The following is an 18487-nucleotide window of genomic DNA, read 5'->3' on the forward strand; positions in this document are numbered from 1 at the left end:
GGGCGATGGCCCTCGGAACTCTTTTTTCCGACACTGTAAAAAATTGATTATCCGCCAAAAATCTCCGCCGGATCGGCATTCCAGATGCCGCCCAAGAGACCCTCTGGTGCGAACAGGCGGCGGGCCAGTTCGTCGTCTTCGTGAGCGCGGGCCAGCGCCGTCAGCTCGTCGGCCATGGGGTCTTCCAGCGGGCCGTTCGCGCCGCGCAGATGGCAAAACCAGGCCTTGAGCGCAGCGAGGATGGCCGGGCAGGAGCGTCCGGCCTCATGGTTGGCTTCAAGCGTTTCGAGCCAGCGCTGCGGGATCTTCTGGCTACCGTCCATCGCGATCTGCGCGAGGCGATGCGCCAGTGCGGGATTTTCGAAGCGTGCCAGCAGGGCCTTGGCGTAGGCATCCAGGTCCTGACCGGGCGCGGGTGTCAGCGTGGGCGCGGCTTCCTTGCGCATGAGGTCCTCGATCCGCGGGCGGATGGCCGGGTCGGCCACGGCCTCGTGCACGAAGGTGTGCCCGGCGGCGAGGCCGATATAGGCGAGCGCGGAGTGCGCGCCGTTCAGCATGCGCAGCTTGGCCGCCTCGTACGGCGTGACCTCGGCAACGATCTGCGCGCCGACATCCTCCCAGGCAGGGCGGGGTCCTGCGAAGCGATCCTCGATTACCCACTGGCTGAAGGCCTCGGTGACGACGCAGGCTTCGTCGGCCAGGCCAAGCTGCTGGGCGACAGCCGCGCGGTCGGCGTCGGTCGTCGCGGGCACGATACGGTCGACCATCGTGCCGGGGAAGGTGCAGGTCTGTGCGATCCAGGCCCCCAGTTCGGGATCGTGATGCGCACACCATTGGCCCAGGAGCCGTTCCAGCGTGCGCCCATTGTCCGCCAGGTTGTCGCAGGACAGGAGCGTGAGGCCCGGCAGCCCCTGTGCCCGGCGGCGCGCGAGCCCTTCGCCAAGGAAGCCGTAGATCGAACCTTTATCGGCGCGCTCAAGGTCGAGGTTCCCATCGGCCTTGCGGCAATAGCCCTTCTCGGTGACAGTGAAACTGGCGATGTGCGTGTCCGGGCTCGCCAGGCGCTCGAGGATTGCGGCACGGTCGTCCGGGCCCACGAGGACTTCGTGGACGGCACCGACCACGCGCAGGCGCGGCGCGCCCGCGCCGCGCTCCGCGACGGTGTAGAGCCCTCCTTGCGGCATCAATTGCTCGGCCACGCTGGCCGAGCGCAGCGAGACCCCGCAGATCCCCCAGCGCGTATCGCCCGCATCCATCGCGCGGTCGGTGTACCAGGCCTGGTGCGCACGGTGGAAGGCGCCGATGCCGAAGTGGATAATGCCAAGGCTGGTCTGCGCGCGGTCATGCGTGAAGCGTGTGTCCGCCGGGACGCTGGCCAGGGTCTCAGGCGACAGGCGGGGCAGGGCGTCGGTCACAGCTTGTAGGCCTTCTTGGCAAGATCGTAAGCGAGATCGCGGGCCAGTTCGGCCGCTTCCCAGTCCTCCAGGCGGTGCTCCATGACCAGTTCGGCCAGGAAGCCGCAGTCGATCCGGCGCGCGAGGTCGTGGCGCGCGGGGATCGACAGGAAGGCGCGGGTGTCGTCGTTGAAGCCCACGGTGTTGTAGAAACCGGCGGTCTCGGTGACCGAGCGGCGGAAGCGGCGCATACCCTCGGGACTGTCGTGGAACCACCAGGCCGGGCCCAGGCGCAGGCAGGGATAGTGCCCGGCCAGCGGCGCCAGTTCGCGCGCGTAGACGCTCTCGTCCAGCGTGAAGAGGATGAGCGTGAAGCCTGCCTCGTTACCGAAACGGTCGAGCAGGGGCTTGAGTGCCCGGACGTACTCGGTCGAAACCGGAATGTCGGCGCCCTTGTCGCGCCCGAAACGCTCGAACACGCGGGCGTTGTGGTTGCGGTAGGAGCCCGGGTGGAGCTGCATGACGAGCCCGTCCTCCAGGCTCATCGCGGCCATCTCGGTCAGCATCTGGGCGCGGAAGAGTTCGGCATCTCCCGAGGTGCCCTTGCCCGAGACGACCCTGTCGAAGAGCGCTTCGGCCTCGGTGCGGGTGAGGTCGGCCGTGCGCGCGGTGGGGTGGCCGTGGTCGGTGCTCGTTGCGCCCATCCGGGCAAAGAAGGCGCGGCGCTGGCGGTGCGCGGCAAGGTAGCCTTGCCAGGTGCGGCAATCCTCGCCGGTGATCGCACTGAAGCGATCGAGATTGGCCTGAAAGCCTTCGAATTCCGGGTCGATCACCGGGTCGGGGCGGTAGGCGGTGATGACGCGGCCCTGCCAACCCGAGGCACGCATCGCCTCATGGTGCTCCAGCGTGTCGAGCGGGCTTTCGGTGGTCGCGATGACCTCGATGTTGAAACGCTCGAACAGCGCGCGCGGTGCATAGTCCGGGCTCGCCAGCTTGTCGGTGATGGTGTCGAAGTAGAGATCGCTCGTCTCTCCCTCCAGCGCGACGTCGATCCCGAAGGCTTCGGCAAAGACCCAGTCGAGCCAGATGCGTGAAGGCGTGCCCCGGAACAGGTGGTAGCGCTCGGCAAAGAGGCGCCAGGCCGCGCGCGGATCCGCGCCCGAGCCGCCAAGGCCCAGGTCTTCAAGACGCACACCTTGCGAATAGAGCATGCGGAAGATGTAGTGATCGGGCGCGAGCAGCAGTTCGGTGGCGTTGCCGAAGGGCGCGTTGGTTGCAAACCAGCGCGGATCGGTGTGCCCGTGGGGGCTGATGATCGGCAGTCCGGCCACGCTGGCGTACAGGTCGCGAGCGAGAGTGCGCGTGGTGGGATCGGCCGGGAGCAGCCGGTCGGGATGCAGGCGTAGCGGTCGGGTCATGGGTGTGTCAGGCGGTCAGCCGGGCGTAGATCGCGCGCTTCGAGCGCGAGGCCTCGCGCGCCTTTTCGACCGCCATTTCCTCCGTTGCAAAGAGCAGGCTTTCAAGAACCGCGCTCAGGTGGGCGCGCATGGCGTTGCGTGCGGCGGCCGGATCGCCGGCCCGCAGCGCATCGAGAATGGCTGAGTGCTCCTCGACCACCGGTTTGATGTTGGCGGTGCGCGCCTTGGCGTGGACGAGCGCGCATTCGGGAGAGCTTTCGCGCTGGTTCCAGAGGTGCTCTACCGCCTCGTAGATGGCGCGGTTGCGCGTCGCGCGGGCAATGCCGAGGTGAAAGTCGCGGTCGGCCAGCTCGCTTTCGGTGACATCGTTGGTTTCGCGCGCGATGGCCTCGAGCGAGGCAGCGATGGCAGCGATGTCCTTTTCGCTCGCCTGTGTGGCGGCAAGCGCCGCGCTCTCGCCCTCGATCAGGAGACGCGCTTCGGTCAGCTCGAATGCGGTGACGTTGATCCCGGGCTGGGCGGCCGCGCCGGGCATCTGCAGCACATAAGCGCCCGAGCCCACGCGCACTTCGACAACGCCCTGCACCTCGAGCGCGATCATCGTCTCGCGCACGGTGGTGCGGCTCACGTCATAGCGTGTGGCCAGTTCGCGCTCGGCGGGAAGGCGCGAGCCGACCGGGAACACGCCCTCGGAGATCTCGCGCAGCAGCGTCTGGGAGAGTTCCTGGTAGAGGCGGTCCTGCGGCTTGGCGGATGCGCTTTCCGAGGAAGAGGCCGGTGCATGTGTCTGTCTGGACATCGGGTTCTCGTTGGTCTGACCAATTATTGGAGGATTGACAGACCAATTTCGGGCCGTCAAGACAGGACCTAACGTACCAGTCAGAACTCTGGGGGGGAATAGCCAAGATGAAGATTGAAGCGGCCCGCGTGATCGTCACGTGCCCCGGGCGCAATTTCGTGACCTTGAAGATCGTGACCGACCAGGGTGTCTACGGCATCGGGGATGCCACGCTCAACGGCCGGGAAAAGGCGGTGGTCTCCTATCTGGAGGACCATGTCGTGCCGTGCCTCATCGGCATGGACCCGCGCCGGATCGAGGATATCTGGCAGTACCTCTACCGCGGGGCCTATTGGCGTCGCGGTCCGGTGACCATGCGCGCCATCGCGGCGGTCGACATGGCGCTGTGGGACATCAAGGGCAAGATGGCGGGCATGCCGGTCTACGACCTGCTGGGTGGCAAGAGCCGCGAGCGGGTCATGGTCTATGGCCATGCCAACGGCGGCGACATCGACGAGACCGTCGAGGCGGTCGGCCAGTACATCGACATGGGCTACAAGGCGATTCGCGCGCAGACCGGCGTGCCCGGTATCAAGGACGCCTATGGGGTAGGCCGCGGTAAGCTCTATTACGAGCCGGCTGATGCGCAGCTGCCCTCGCTGACCGGGTGGGACACGCGCAAGGCCTTGAATTACGTGCCCAAGATGTTCGAGAAGCTGCGCGCGACTTACGGCTTTGATCACCACCTGCTGCACGATGGCCACCATCGTTATACGCCGCAGGAGGCCGCGAACCTGGGCAAGAGGCTCGAGCCCTACCAGCTGTTCTGGCTGGAAGACTGCACCCCGGCCGAGAACCAGGAGGCGTTCCGTCTCGTGCGCGAGCACACGGTGACGCCGCTGGCCGTGGGTGAGATCTTCAACACGATCTGGGACGCCAAGGACCTGATCCAGAACCAGCTCATCGACTATATTCGCGCGACCGTGGTGGGGGCGGGCGGCCTGACGCACTTGCGCCGCATTGCCGACCTCGCCTCGCTCTATCAGGTGCGCACCGGCTGCCACGGCGCGACCGACCTGTCGCCTGTCACGATGGGCTGCGCGCTCCATTTCGATACCTGGGTGCCCAACTTCGGGATCCAGGAATACATGCGCCACACCGAGGAGACCGACGCGGTCTTCCCCCACGATTACAGCTTTGCCGATGGCCACCTGACGGTTGGGGACACACCCGGTCACGGGGTGGACATCGACGAGGAACTGGCCGCGAAGTACCCCTACAAGCCCGCCTACCTGCCGGTCGCCCGGCTCGAGGACGGGACGATGTGGAACTGGTAGGAGGAACCGGCGACGTGACGCGGATCGTGTGCCTTGGTGAAGCCATGCTCGAACTCTCGCAGATGGGAGAGCCGGGCGGCGCATCTGCGGAGGCGGCCTGGCGCATGGGCTATGGCGGAGATACGCTCAACACCGCCATTCACCTTGCGCGCTTCGGGCATGACGTTGCCTACATGACGGCGCTGGGCACAGATGCCCTGAGCGGCGACCTGGTGGAGAAGTGGCAGGCGCAGGGGGTCGATTGCAGCCTTGTCCTGCGCCATCCCACGCGCCAGCCCGGTCTTTACGCGATTGCCACCGACGATGCGGGCGAGCGTACCTTTTCCTACTGGCGTGACACGAGCGCGGCCCGGGCCCTGTTCGAAGGTGGCCCGGTCATGGGCGAGGCCTTGGGCGAGGCCCGCGCCGTAGTGGAGGGGGCCGACCTCTTGTCCTTCTCGCTGATTTCACTGGCGATCCTTCCCGATGCGGGGCGCGAGGCCTTACTCGACCTGGCCCGCAATGTGCGCGCCAAAGGCGGGAAGGTCGCGCTTGATGGTAACTATCGCGCGCGCCTCTGGGAGGATGTCGCGACGGCACGGCACTGGCGCGATGCGGCGATTGCGGTTGCCGATTTCGGCCTGCCCACGCTGGAGGACGAGACCCAGATTTCCGGTGAGGCCACAGCCGAGGCCGTGGCCGCGCACTGGCAGGGATTGGGCTGCGGGGAGACCGTGGTGAAGCTCGGGGCGCAGGGCTGTCGCCTTCCCGATGGAACCCTCCTTGCGCCACCCCAGCGGCTCGATCCGGTCGATACGAGCGGGGCCGGGGATGCCTTCAATGCAGGCTACCTGGCCGGGCGTCTGCGCGGGATTGGTCCGGCCAGTTCGGCCGCAGCCGGTCACGCCATCGCGGGGTGGGTCATCATGCGTCGGGGGGCCATCCCCGACAGGGATCAGGGGGCTCCCTATGGGGCTCCGGCAGCGGCGGCACCCAGCGGATAGCGCCAGCCGGTCCGCGCGCAACAACGCACCCGGAACAAGGGAGCGCGCGGCAGCACACGGGATACAAGGGAGATGCTTGACGTGAAGACCAACACCCTGGCCGGCCTGGCGCCAATCGTCCTGGGAGTGCCGCTCGTGCTGGGTGTGGGCCCCGTTCAGGCCCGTGCGCCGGACGCGGGCACGCAGGTCGGGGCGGAAGCCGGGCTTCACGCGAGCGGGCGCGCGGTGACTCAGCTCGCCACGGGCTGGCGCTTTCGCAAGGCCAGCGACCTGGATACCTCCGCCGATCCCTCCTCTTCCGATTTCGATGCGTCGGCCTGGGCCGAAGTGGCGGTACCACATACCTGGAACCGCATCGGCACCTACGAGGCTGCGGCCGGTGTGCCCGGAGCGAGGAACCGGGAGCTCGACGACTACCGAGGCGTGGGCTGGTACCGCCTCGAACTGCCTGCGCGAGCATTGGCACCCGGGCGCAGGGCCTGGCTGGAATTCGACGCGGCAAGCCGGACCGCCGATGTGTGGCTGAACGGCGTCCATCTCGGGCGCCACGAGGGCGGTTTCAGCCGCTTCCGGTTTGAGGCCACGGCCGCGCTGCGCGCCGAGGGGCCCAACGTGCTGACCGTCAAGGTCGACAACACCGATCCCGCGCCGGGCAACGCCACGGCCAATACCTTGCCGCTCGCGGGGGACTTCTTCGTGCAGGGCGGGATCTATCGTCCGGTGCGCCTGATCGAGACCGCAGATGCGCACTTTGCGATGCGCGATTTTGGCGGGCCGGGCGTCTATGCCCAGACCAGCGCGATCACCGATGACCAGGCTCGGATCGAGGTGTTGGCGCGCCTTTCCAGCGCACGTGCGGATGGCGCGAAGGCCGCTCTGGAGCTGGAACTGCGCGACCGTGCGGGCAAGCTCGTCGCCCGCGAGCGCCGTGTGCTGGAACTGGCTGCCGGAGAGGGGCAGGAGGTGCGCGCGGCGCTGGATGTCGCTGATCCGCACCTGTGGCAGGGCGTTGAGGATCCCTATCTCTACACGCTCGTTGCCCGGCTGCGGAACGCTGCGGGGGGCGTCCTCGACACCGTCGAACAGGACTTTGGCATCCGCCAGTTCGCTATCGATCCGGACAAGGGCTTCCTCATCAACGGCACGCCGGTCCGCCTCCAGGGCGTGGGGCTGCATCAGGACACGATGGCCCATGGCTGGGCGCTCACGCGCGCGGACGTCACGCGCCAGATCGACACGATCCGCGACATGGGCGCGAACACGGTGCGCCTTACCCATTACCAGCACGGCCAGCCGGTCCATGAACTGGCGGACAAGTATGGCCTTGTCGTCTGGGACGAAATCGCGCTGGTGACCGCCTGGAGCCTCGATGCCGAGGCCGGACCGGCCCCGGCGGGCATCGTTGCCAACGCGCGCCAGCAGCTTACCGAGATGATCCGCCAGAACTACAACCATGCCTCGGTCGCGGTCTGGGGGGTGGCGAACGAGGTCGATTTCGGCCCCAACCGGCCTGAGTTCCTAGGGCGGGGTAACAGCGCCGATCCTTCCGATCCCACTCCATTGGTGGAGGAACTTGTCAGCCTGGCGCAGGCGGAAGACCCCTTGCGCGCCCCGACGCTCGCGACCTGCTGCGAAGGGACGGGCATGCCCAAGGTGCCCGAGGTCGCGGACGCGGTGCCGGTAGCAGCGGGCAATCGCTACTTCGGGTGGTACTATGGCAAGCCCGCTTTCGTGGGTGGGCACTTCGATGCCTTGCACGCCGCGCGTCCCGACCAGCCCCAGGCCATCTCCGAATACGGCGCAGGCGCGGCCTTCTCGATCCACACCGACAATCCGCAGGGCGGCCCGCACGACATGGGCGGACGCGAACAGCCCGAGGAGTACGCCAGCTGGGTGCATGAACAGACCTGGCCGGAGCTGGCCAAACGGCCCTATCTGTGGGGCCGCTGGCTCTGGAATTCGTTCGATTTCGCGACCGTGACGCGCAAGGAAGGCGATTCCACCGACATCAACACCAAGGGCCTCGTCAGCTACGACGGGGCGATCCGCAAGGACGCCTTCTACTACTACCGCGCGCAGTGGTCGGATGCGCCCACGGTCCATGTGACCGGGCGCCGCTACCGCCAGCGTGCCTATCCGGTGACCGACGTCAGGGTCTATTCCAACGCCCCGTCCGTCACGCTGCGCGTCAACGGCGAGGACATGGGCGCGAAGGACGATTGTCCGAACCGCGTCTGTGTCTGGCCGGGCGTGCGCCTCGCCTCGGGTGCGAACCGGATCGAGGCGACGGGTCACTTCGCAGACGCGGCAGGCAGGAACCAGGATGTCACCGATGCGATCGACTGGCAGTTGGATGCCTCGCGCGCGCACGCCTTCTTCATCGACGCTGGCGCGCTGGTGGCGTCCCTCGGTTACGGGTCGGACGCCTTCTTCAAAGGCGGCGAAGCGGGCACGGCCGATACGCCGCGACGCGGGCGCCCCCCGCTGCGCGCCGAGATCGCGCCTGCTGACCAGCGCGATGCGCTGGCCCGTTTCCGCAAGGGCGACTTTGCCTATCACCTGCCGCTCACACCGGGGCGCTACCGGGTCACTCTGCGCTTCATCGAGCCTGAGGCCGCCCCGGGTGAGCGCCGGTTCGACGTCTCGGCCAATTCGGCCAGGGTCCTGAGTAGCCTTGATATTGCCGCTGAGGCGGGAGGCACCAACCGGCTTCTGGCCCGCAGCTTCGAGGTCGATGTGGGGGGAGACGGGCTCGACCTTGCCTTCACGCCCTCTGCGGGCGCTGCGACACCCGAGGCACTGGTCTCCACCATCGAGGTCGAACGGGCACGATAAGCCCGCCACCGCACAGGGAAGAGGATGAATACGCGAATGGGCCTTTCCAGGATCAAGTTGCGCTGGTGGATGATCAGCCTCGTGACGCTGGGCACGATCATGAATTACCTCGCGCGCTCGACGCTTTCGGTCGCCGCGCCCACGCTCAAGGCCGAGTTCGGGATGTCGACCGAGGATTACAGCTGGGTTATCCTGGCTTTCCAGGCCAGCTACACCGTTATGCAGACGGTCGCGGGGACGGTGCTCGATATCCTGGGCACGCGCCTTGGCTTCTTCATCTTCGCGATGGGCTGGGCGCTGTCCAACATGGGCCACGCCTTTGCCAGCGGCTGGCCCAGCCTTGCTGCCTTTCGCGCCGCGCTTGGCGCGACCGAGGCCGCGGCCATTCCCGCCGGGGCCAAGGTGACGTCCGAGTGGTTTCCGGCGCGCGAACGCTCGCTGGCGACAAGCTGCTTCCAGATGGGTACCAGCGTGGGCTCGATGCTGGCGCCGCCGCTGGTGGCCTTCTGCATCCTGTGGTGGGGCTGGCAGTCGGCGTTTCTGGTGACGGGCGGCATGAGCGTGCTGTGGGCCCTGATCTGGTGGTTCGGCTACCGCACACCCGAACGGCACCCACGCTTGCCGGCCGAGGAACTCGCCGCGCTGGAGGAGGACCGCAAGGCCAACGCCAGCGAAGTGCGCCCGGCCCGGCGTAGGGAAGTGCTGCGCAGCCGGGGCTTCTGGGGCATCGCCATTCCCCGTTTTCTGGCCGAACCTGCGTGGCAGACTTTCAGCTTCTTCATCCCGCTCTACCTTGTGACGGTGTGGAAGCTGGACTTGCGCGATGTTGCGCTGTGGGCCTGGATGCCGTTCCTGGCGGCCGATTTCGGCTCGCTTGCCGCCGGGATCCTGCCCAATGTCCTCATGCGCCGGGGGGCGGCCATGGTGACCTCGCGCAAGGTGACGATGACGGTGGGTGCGCTGTGCATGCTGGGCCCGGCGTGCATCGGCCTGGCCACTTCGCCCGGCCTTGCCATCGCGCTGTTCTGCGTAGGCGGCTTTGCGCACCAGATGCTGAACGGGGCGCTCATTACCCTGTGCGCCGACGTCTTCGACACCCGTGCGGTCGGAACCGCGAGCGGCATGGCTGGCTCGATCGCCTGGATCGGGGGCATGGCCTTCACCTTCATCATCGGCCAGAGCGCGGATGAATTCGGCTACAACCCGCTGTTCGTGATGCTCGGCGCGCTCGACGTGCTGGCCGCAATCGTCCTGTGGAGCCTCCTGCGTACGCCGGGAGGCAAGGCGCCCCGCGTCGCGGCGACCAGGGGCTGAGCCCAAGTCGAAGCATCTGTTGCCTGCAGTATCGGCTCCTCACCCGTCTTGGCTGAGCTGGCAGGCAAAAGGTGAGGGGGACCAGTTTGGGGAGCCCGAGGGCGATGGCCCTCGGACCTTCCTTTTCTCCTATCCCAGCCCTTCAGGGCACCGGGGCGTTCCGTCTCCCGCTAGCTCGCCGCATCGACGATGTTCGGGCCCGCCTGATCCCGGATCCGCGCGATCAGCCAGGCGACACCATCGTCGTGCGCGCGGGTCTCGTGGAAATGGACGATCTGGCGCAGCGGCGGCAGGTCGACGGGGAGAGGGGCGCAGGCCAGGCCGAACTGCGCGCACACGATGCGGGCGAAGCGGCTGTGCATCAGGGTCAGTCGGCGTGTGCCCGCAAGCAGCCAGGGGACCGCGGTGAAGGACGGGGCGGTGACTTCGATGCGGCGGGTATGTCCGATCGTGTCGAGCTGGTGGTCTCCGACGGTCGCGCTGCGCTCATTGCCGACCGAGACCGCAACAAAGCCGTAGTGCAGCATCTCCTCGAGTGTGAAGGCGCCTGCAAAGATGGGGTGGTCGGGCGCCCCGACGAGAACGTAATGCTCCTCGTAGAGCAATTGCGAAGGGACGCCGGGGATGGCGTATTCGCTGGGCGCGATGACGATGTCGGCCTCGCCCCGGCGCAGGCTTTCGGCCGCCGCCTGGCTTGGCAGGAGCAACTGGAGGGCGATGCCCGGAGCCTCGTGCGCCAGGTCGCGCAGCAGGGGCGCGAGTACGGCGGCCATCACGTAGTCGGACGTCACCACGCGGAAGGTGCGCCGCGCCCGGGCCGGGTCGAAGCTGCTTGAGGTCGCCAGTGCGCCCTCGGCGCTGCGCAGGCATTCGCGCACGCGCGGCAGGAGTGTCTCGGCCAGCGGAGTCGGGTACATCCGGCGCCCCCGCACCACCAGCAGCTCATCTGCGAAAAAATCGCGCAGCCGGGCGAGCGCGGCGCTCGTCGCGGGCTGGCTGAGGCCGATCTTCTCGCCGGCACGCGCGGTGCTGCGGGTTTCCATCAGGGCCTCGAACGCGACGAAGAGATTGAGGTCCATCCCTTTGAAACGCATGAAACTATCTCCTCTCCGCGGCGCCTGTGATGCCAAAGGGTGGCGCCATTAAAATCGTTCATACCAATTTGGTTTCCAAATTGAAATCAACTCAAACAATCAGTTTTTCTTTTGAATGCGATCGCCGTACCAATCCCTCACGAGCCCCGCATGAAGGGCACACAGGGAGATGATGATGCGAAGGAACCTTTCCGCCGTCCTGCTTTGCGCGACGATCCTCGGCGGTCTTACCGGACAGGCGCACGCCCAGACCGGCGGGCAGGAGAATGCCGCCCCCGCTACCGAACCGGCCTTCAACGAGATCATCGTCTCGGCCCAACGCCGCAGTGAAAGCCTGCAGGATGTTCCGCTCAGCCTTTCGGCCGTGACGAGCGATGCGCTGGAAACGCGCCAGATCAACAACCTCGCCAGTCTCTCGGCCGCAGCGCCCAGCCTCCAGGTCGATGCCGACAACAACTTCTCGGTGCGCGGCGTGGGGACGCTCTCGTTCTCGAACACGATCGACACCAGCGTGGCGCTGGCGATGGACGAGGTGAACCTGGGCCGCCCGGACCTGGGCGCGCCGATGCTGATGGACGTGGAGCGCGTCGAAGTGCTCAACGGCCCGCAGGGACTGCTCTTTGGCAAGAACGCGTCGGCCGGTCTCATCAACATCGTGACTGCGCGCCCCGTCATCGGTGCATTCAGCGGCAGCACCGAGATCCAGGCGAGCAACCGCGCGACACCGCAGGCCGATCGCAACGCGCCCGCAATCATCGCCAAGCAGGTGCTGAACATTCCGGTGTCCGAAAACTCGGCGCTGCGTCTCAATGCGCTCTATGGCTACCAGGAATCGCCGTTGACCCGCATCGTGGGTGTCGAGACGGGCGACATCCCCTACGTCAATGTGCCGCGCCGCAACCATGATGCGGACCGCAACATGCAGTTCAAGGCCAAGTACCTCTATGAGGACATGTCGGGACTGAGTGTCTACCTCATCGGTGACTACAACCGGATCAAGTCGGGCCTCAGCCGCTTCAACCAGACCTACCGCCAGGTCGAAGCCGACAGTCCCGTCAACGGCATCGTGGCCGATGCCGGCAGCGAGATCGGTCCGGACATGTTCCTTGAGCTCACCAATGGTGGCTTCTACCAGGACCTGAAGACGGGCGGCGCGCAGGCGGCGGTCAGCTACGAGTTCGATTCCGGCTTCCAGATCTCGAACATCTTTGCCTGGCGCTATTCCAACACGGACCAGAACCTGGACGTGGACGCGCTGCCGGTCGCGGACGTCGATACCAATTACAGCACCACCAATTACGACCAGTTCACCAACGAGCTGCGCCTGATCCTGCCCGACACAAGCCGCCTCACCGGGCAGGCGGGTCTGTTCTTCCTGTCCTCCAAGCTCAACGCGACCAACCTCCTGGCGGGCAACCAGTCGATGCCCGACTTCGTGCTCTCCGGCTTCCCGTTCTGCGTGGGGGCGACGGTGACGCCGGGCGGTCCGCCCAACTGCAGCGTCTCCAACGATTTCTTCCTGGGCCGTTCCTACGATGCGACGCTCGACACCACGAGCTATGCCGCGTTCGGCCAGCTGACCTATGAACTGGCCGATGGCCTCACCGTCTTTGGCGGTGGCCGCGTCACCCGCGACCAGGTCGATCTCGATGTCGAGCAGGGCCAGGTGCGCACCTTCGTCAACCTTGGGGTTGATCCCGGCACCTTCGAGGACAGCTACAAGAACACCAATTTCAGCTGGAAGCTGGGCGGGCAGTACGAGCCGACCGAGGACATCATGTTCTATGGCTTCTACGGCCGTGGCTACAAGGGGCCGGGCTTCAACACGACCGCCATCACCGGCGATGATGGCATCGCTCGCGTCGTGCCGATTGACCCCGAGACCTCGGATGCCTTCGAGATCGGCATCAAGACGAGCTGGTTCGATCACCGCCTGACGCTCAACGTCTCGGCCTTCCAGACCAAGTTCGACAACTTCCAGGTCCAGTCCTTCGACACAGCGCTGCGCACCTTCGTTGTCCAGAACGCGGCCAAGGTGAAGTCGCGCGGCGTGGAAGTGACGCTGGGCGCCCGTCCGGTGCCGGGTCTCTCGATCGATGCAAGCGCGACTTTCCTCGATGCGACCTACGACGATTTTCCCGGCGCGGAATGCTATATCGGCCAGAGCGATTGCGGCCCGGACGGCACGTTCAACGCGGGCGGTCAGACCCTTCCGCTCTCGCCCAAGTTCACCAGCACCGTTCAGGCCATGTACGAGCTTCCGGTTTCGGGGCCGGTCGTGCCCTTCATCCAGGGCAACTGGTACCACCGCTCGAGCGTGAACTACCTCATCAACGGGGCTCCGGGCGCGGACTATGGCGCGGCGGACACCTTCGGGTTCAGCGCAGGTGTCAACGTCAACGACCGGCTGCGCGCCAGCCTGTTCTGCAACAACTGCACCAACGAGCACATCCCCTCCAGCATCATCACCGATGCCGGGGAGGCCAATGCCGGACGCCTCGCCTTCACCCAGCGCTACGGCCTGAACGCGGTGCGCCAGATCGGGGTCCAGCTTCAGTTCGACTATTGATCCAGAGAAACGCGCGAAGAACGCCATAGGAAAATCGGTGCCCGGTCCGCCCCTGGAAAGGGGCGGACCCAGAAGGCGCCAAGCGGAGAGTGAAACCATGAAACAGTGCGATATCCTGGTCGTTGGCGGCGGGATCGGCGGCTTGTCTGCCGCGATTTCGCTGACCCGCGCGGGCCATAGCGTCACCGTGATCGAGAAGGACCCGAGCTGGTCGGTCTATGGCGTGGGGATCATCCAGCAGTCGAATGTGGTGCGCGCGATGGACCAGCTGGGCGTGCTCGACGCCTTCCTGGATGCCGCGAGCGGGTTCGATGCGGTCGAGATCTTCATTCCCGATGGCACCAAGGTTGCCCGCGTGCCCACGCCTGCACTGGTCGAGGGCAAGCCCGCCAATGTCGGCATCGGCCGCCAGGCGCTGCAGAAGGTGCTGGGCGACACCGCACAGGAACTGGGCGCGACGATCCGCTTGGGCGTGACGGCGCAGGCCATCGCCGATACGCCCGAGGGCGTGACCGTGACGTTCGCGGACGGCAGCGAGGCCAGCTACGACTTTGTCGTGGGCTGTGACGGGGTCTATTCGCAGACCCGCCAGATGATCCTGCCCGAGGCCGAGAAGCCGGTCTTCACCGGGCAGTCGGTCTGGCGCTACAACCTGCCGCGCCCGGCGGACATGGACGCTCTTCAGGTCTACAATGGACGCACCGGGATCGGTCTCGTGCCCATGAGCGCGGATCTCATGTACATGTTCGTGACCACGCACGAGCCCGACAATCCCCGCTATCCCCGTGAGGGACTGGCCGCTGCGATGCGCGCCAAGCTGGAGGGCACCGCGCCGCAGATCCGCGCGCTGGCCGAGCAGATCACCGACGACGAGGGTGTCGTCTACCGCCCGCTCGAAGGCCATTTCCTCTACGGTCCCTGGTCGAAGGGCAAGGTCGTGCTGCTGGGCGATGCCGTCCACGCGACCACGCCGCACCTGGGGCAGGGCGCAGGGATGGCCATCGAGGATGCGCTCGTGCTGGCCGAGGAAGTGGGCCGCGCGGATACGCCCGAGGAGGCGTTCGAGGCGTACCGTACCCGGCGTTTCGAGCGCTGCCGCTACATCGTCGAGAGTTCGCTTGCGATCTGCAACGGGCAGATCGGCAAGGGCCCGCCCGTCGACAACCAGAAAGCCACGGCCGAGATGTTTGCCGTCGTCGCCGAACCGATCTGAGCCACTTTTCCCTTTCGAATGAGGACCCTTCAATGAGCCGAGTGACCGAAATCCGCTATGTCGGCTATGGCGTCGAGAACTTCGATGCCGAGCGCGCCTTCTACAAGGACGACTGGGGCCTGGTCGAAGTGGACGCGACAGCGGACATGGCCTGGTTCAAGACCCACGGCCATGACGAACACCACGTGGTGCGTCTCCACAAGGCCGAAGAGAACCACATCGAGGTGATCGCCCTGGCCGCCGATACGCGGGCTGACGTGGATGACCTCTTCGCCCGGGTCGAGGCGGCCGGTTGCAAGGTGATCTTCGCGCCGCGCGAGCTCGACGCGCCGGGCGGGGGCTATGGTTTCCGCTTCTTCTCGCCCGACGGCCTGCCCTTCGAGGTCTCCGCCGAGGTCGCGCGCCTTGAAAAGCGCGCGATGGAGCGCTGGGAAGGCATGCCGGTCAAGATCAGCCACATCGTCATGCATTCGCCCGACCACCAGGCGATGGTGAAGTTCTTCTGTGACGTGCTGGGCTTCAAGGTCAGCGACTGGCTGGGCGACTTCATGTGCTTCCTGCGCTGCAACGAGGCACACCATCGGGTTGCGATCCTGCCCGGACCGCCGTGCCTCAACCATGTCGCCTACGATATGCTGACCATCGACGACATGTTCCGGGGCGCCGGCCGTCTCAAGAAGCGCGGCACCGACATCAAGTGGGGGCCGGGACGGCACACGGCAGGCAACAACACGTTCAGCTACTTCGTGACCCCGGGCGGTTTCGTCACCGAATACACCTCCGAACTCGACGAGGTGGATTTCGAGACGCATGAATACGTGGTCCACAAGCCCGAACCGGGCGTCATGGACCAGTGGGGCACGGGGGTCGGCGGTCCGCAGACCATGCCGCACCCCGCGCCCGACGCCAAACTCTTCCAGCCAGCAGAGGTGTGATCAACCGTGGCTCTCTTTGAATATTTCCCCAACTATATCTGGAACCTGTCGGTTTCGATCGCGATGGAATCGGGCGCGCAGATCGGTGAGGTCATCGATATGTGCAAGCCGATCCGCGACGCGGCAAACAGCGGCGCGGATGCCGGTACCCCGCAGTTCATGAAGGCCTGGGCCGAGATGGGCGACAAGCTGCTAGACCTTGCCGCCGAGGACGAGGCCAAGGGGCGCGGTTTCTCCGCCTCGAACAAGCTGGAGCGCGCTTCGCTCTACCTCTTCATCGCCGAACGCATGCAGGGCCATGGCACGCCCGGGCGCAAGGAAACCTTCGCCAAGGCGCGCGAAGCCTTCGAGCGTTCGGCCAAGCTGGGCCGGATCAACCGCGAGCGGGTGGAAATTCCGCTAGAGACCGGCACGATGCCCGCGCTCTTCACCCGCGCGCCCGGCAGCGAGACGACGCCCGCGCCGTGCGTGGTCTATTGCAACGGTCTGGATAGCAACAAGGAGCTGCTCTACTGGAGCCGCTTGCCCGAGGCGCTGGCGCGCCGGGGCATTTCGACCCTGTGCGTCGACCAGCCCGGCTCGGGCGAGGCGCTGCGCCTCCAGGGCCTTCCGGTCGATCCGCACTCGGAAAGCTGGGCCAGCAAGGCGGTCGACTGGCTGGAACAGCAGAGCGAAGTTGATCCCAAGGCGCTCGGCATGACGGGCATTTCGCTGGGCGGCCACTTTGCGCCGCGCGCGGTGGCCTATGAGCCGCGCTTTGCCAGCGGTGCGGTCTGGGGCGCGAACCACAACTGGCGCGAAGTGCAGGACAAGCGCATGGCGCGCGAGGGTGAGAACCCCGTGCCGCACTACTGGGCGCACGTGCACTGGGCCTTCGGGGCCGAGGGCCAGGAGGATTTCCTCGAGAAATCGAAGGACATGAACCTCAATGGCCACATGGACCGCATCAAGGTGCCATTTCTCGTCACCCACGGCGCCAACGACCGTCAGATCAGCCCGGCTTATGCCGATGACCTCTACGACCAGCTGGTCAATTCGCCGCGCCGTGAGAAGGTGATCTTCACCGCGCGCGAGGGCGGGGTCGAGCACGTGGGCGCGGACAACATGGCCTATGGCCGTGACGTCATCGCCGACTGGTTCGCCGAGACTCTGGGCGGGCACACCGCCTGATCCGTTCGCACGCACCGGGCCTCAGGCAAGAGCGGCCCGGTGTGACGGCGGTGCGCCCGGGCCCGCTCTCTCCTCCGCCCGGGCGTTCTCGCCAGCCATTTGTCACAGGGAGCCTGTCCCATGTCGCCTGCCACGCGCTATATCCGCACCGAGACCGCGATCAGCGTCGCGATCAATGCGGTCCTGTCCGCTCTGGCCTTCGTGCTGGTGTTCGGGCTGCGCGGGCCGGTACCGGTCTGGGGGCCAGGCGGGTTGGTCCTTGATGGGCTGCCCCAGGGCTTCATGATCGCGCTGATGAGCACGCTCGTACCCGGAGCCTTGACCGTGCGGCGGCTGCGACGCGGCGCGCTGGCGCCCGATGCCCTGCGTGATGGCGCCCTTGCTGCGCGGCTGCCTGCGAACCTTCTCCTGCGCGCGCTGGTGCTGGCGCTGCTGACGGCGCTGGGCGCGATGGCGATCCTGGTACTTGCTGGCTTTCTCGCGGGCGCGCCGGGCGTTGTGAACTGGAGTCTGGCGCTGTGCGGGAAGGTCCTGCTGGGCGCGCTGCTGGCCGTTCTCGTAACTCCCTTCGCGCTGCGCGCGGCTCTGGCCACGCCGCTGCGCTAGTCGTCGCTTCCTCTCATTTCTTTCCGAACAGGACTGCCGCCATGACCCGACGCTTCATCGACCTCTCGATCACCTTGTGCAACGATGTGGTCTCCGATCCGCCCTTCATGCGGCCCGAGATCACCTACCAGGACCACATGGACACCGCGTCCGAGCTGGATGTCTTCTTCCCCGGCGTCACGGCCGAAGATACGCCCGATGGGGCCGGCTTTGCCGCGTCGGAATGGATCAAGCTCACCACCCACAACGGCACGCACCTCGATGCGCCCTATCATTTCCACCCGACGATGGATGCCCGCGAAGGCGAACCGCGCCGCTCGATGACGATTGACGAAGTGCCGCTCGAATGGTGCTTCCAGTCCGGCGTCAAGCTCGACTTCCGCCACTTTCCCGACGGCTACGTGGTCACGGCGAAGGACGTCGAGGACGAGCTGGCCCGGATCGGGCATGAGCTGAAGCCGCTCGACATCGTGCTGGTCAACACGGCTGCGGGCGCGGCGCTGGGGCAGCCCGACTTCCTCAGCAAGGGCTGCGGCATGGGTTACGAGGCGACCATGTACCTCACCGAGCGTGGGGTGCGCGTCACCGGCACCGACGCCTGGTCCTGGGACGCGCCCTTCAACCACACCGCCGAGAAGGTGAAGGAGACGGGCGATACCTCGCTGATCTGGGAAGGCCACAAGGCCGGGCGGGACATCGGCTACTGCCACCTGGAAAAGATGCACAACCTCGAGGCGCTGCCGCCCCATGGCTTCACCGTCTCGTGCTTCCCCCACAAGATCAAGGGCGCATCGGCGGGCTGGACCCGCGCGGTCGCCATCATCGAGGACGAGGACTGACA

At 66.4% G+C, this 18487-nt stretch carries 14 protein-coding genes; 10 read left to right on the forward strand and 4 right to left on the reverse strand.

Translation table 11 applies throughout. The annotated features are described in order from the left end of the window. Positions 1-47 precede the first annotated feature (47 nt). Genes LC060_RS05930 through LC060_RS05940 form a run of 3 tightly spaced genes read right to left on the reverse strand, consistent with a single transcriptional unit; the run spans position 48 to position 3611 of the window. Complete coding sequence (locus tag LC060_RS05930) at positions 48-1415, reverse strand: mannitol dehydrogenase family protein (protein WP_226633443.1); 1368 nt, start codon at positions 1413-1415, stop codon at positions 48-50. Continuing rightward, entirely contained in the window at positions 1412-2812 is a 1401-nt protein-coding gene (uxaC, locus tag LC060_RS05935) for a glucuronate isomerase (RefSeq protein ID WP_226633444.1), read from the reverse strand. Before uxaC ends, LC060_RS05930 begins: the two co-directional genes overlap by 4 nt. Positions 2813-2819: 7 nt before the next feature. After that, positions 2820-3611: a FadR/GntR family transcriptional regulator gene (locus LC060_RS05940; RefSeq protein ID WP_226633445.1), complete on the reverse strand. Its 792-nt coding sequence runs from the start codon at positions 3609-3611 to the stop codon at positions 2820-2822. A gap of 107 nt (positions 3612-3718) precedes the next feature. On the opposite strand from LC060_RS05940, the gene manD reads away from it, so the two are divergent. The 4 genes from manD (at position 3719) to LC060_RS05960 (ending at position 10059) form a co-directional block, all read left to right on the forward strand. Continuing rightward, positions 3719-4927: a D-mannonate dehydratase ManD gene (manD, locus tag LC060_RS05945; RefSeq protein WP_226633446.1), complete on the forward strand. Its 1209-nt coding sequence runs from the start codon at positions 3719-3721 to the stop codon at positions 4925-4927. After that, the gene (locus LC060_RS05950) at positions 4915-5910 is read left to right on the forward strand and encodes a sugar kinase (RefSeq protein ID WP_226633447.1); all 996 of its coding nucleotides are present in this window, start codon (positions 4915-4917) and stop codon (positions 5908-5910) included. The genes manD and LC060_RS05950 overlap by 13 nt, the downstream gene beginning before the upstream one ends. 81 nt (positions 5911-5991) lie before the next feature. Beyond that, the gene (locus LC060_RS05955; protein ID WP_226633448.1) at positions 5992-8745 is read left to right on the forward strand and encodes a glycoside hydrolase family 2 TIM barrel-domain containing protein; all 2754 of its coding nucleotides are present in this window, start codon (positions 5992-5994) and stop codon (positions 8743-8745) included. A gap of 36 nt (positions 8746-8781) precedes the next feature. Then, positions 8782-10059, forward strand: a complete 1278-nt coding sequence (locus LC060_RS05960) for an MFS transporter (protein ID WP_226633449.1) — start codon at positions 8782-8784, stop codon at positions 10057-10059. Positions 10060-10229: 170 nt separating this feature from the next. Here LC060_RS05960 and LC060_RS05965 read toward each other — a convergent pair whose 3' ends face one another. Then, complete coding sequence (locus tag LC060_RS05965) at positions 10230-11153, reverse strand: LysR family transcriptional regulator (RefSeq protein ID WP_226633450.1); 924 nt, start codon at positions 11151-11153, stop codon at positions 10230-10232. A 169-nt stretch (positions 11154-11322) separates the two neighbouring features. Between LC060_RS05965 and LC060_RS05970 the strand changes: the two genes are divergently transcribed. From LC060_RS05970 to LC060_RS05995, 6 genes are all read left to right on the forward strand, one after another. Then, positions 11323-13722 (forward strand): TonB-dependent receptor, encoded by a 2400-nt coding sequence (locus LC060_RS05970; protein ID WP_226633451.1) that lies wholly within the window; start codon positions 11323-11325, stop codon positions 13720-13722. Between the two features lie 97 nt (positions 13723-13819). After that, positions 13820-14935 (forward strand): FAD-dependent oxidoreductase, encoded by a 1116-nt coding sequence (locus tag LC060_RS05975; protein WP_226633452.1) that lies wholly within the window; start codon positions 13820-13822, stop codon positions 14933-14935. Between the two features lie 32 nt (positions 14936-14967). After that, positions 14968-15870 carry a VOC family protein gene (locus tag LC060_RS05980; protein WP_226633453.1) on the forward strand — a complete coding sequence of 301 codons (903 nt, stop codon included), beginning with the start codon at positions 14968-14970 and terminating at the stop codon, positions 15868-15870. Between the two features lie 6 nt (positions 15871-15876). After that, positions 15877-17040 carry an alpha/beta hydrolase family protein gene (locus LC060_RS05985; RefSeq protein WP_226633454.1) on the forward strand — a complete coding sequence of 388 codons (1164 nt, stop codon included), beginning with the start codon at positions 15877-15879 and terminating at the stop codon, positions 17038-17040. 120 nt (positions 17041-17160) lie between these two features. After that, positions 17161-17646, forward strand: a complete 486-nt coding sequence (locus LC060_RS05990) for a hypothetical protein (RefSeq protein ID WP_226633456.1) — start codon at positions 17161-17163, stop codon at positions 17644-17646. A 41-nt stretch (positions 17647-17687) separates the two neighbouring features. After that, positions 17688-18485 (forward strand): cyclase family protein, encoded by a 798-nt coding sequence (locus tag LC060_RS05995; protein ID WP_226633458.1) that lies wholly within the window; start codon positions 17688-17690, stop codon positions 18483-18485. Positions 18486-18487 lie beyond the last annotated feature (2 nt).

Origin of the sequence: Novosphingobium profundi (assembly GCF_020524485.1) — a bacterium.
Taxonomy (GTDB): domain Bacteria; phylum Pseudomonadota; class Alphaproteobacteria; order Sphingomonadales; family Sphingomonadaceae; genus Novosphingobium; species Novosphingobium profundi_A.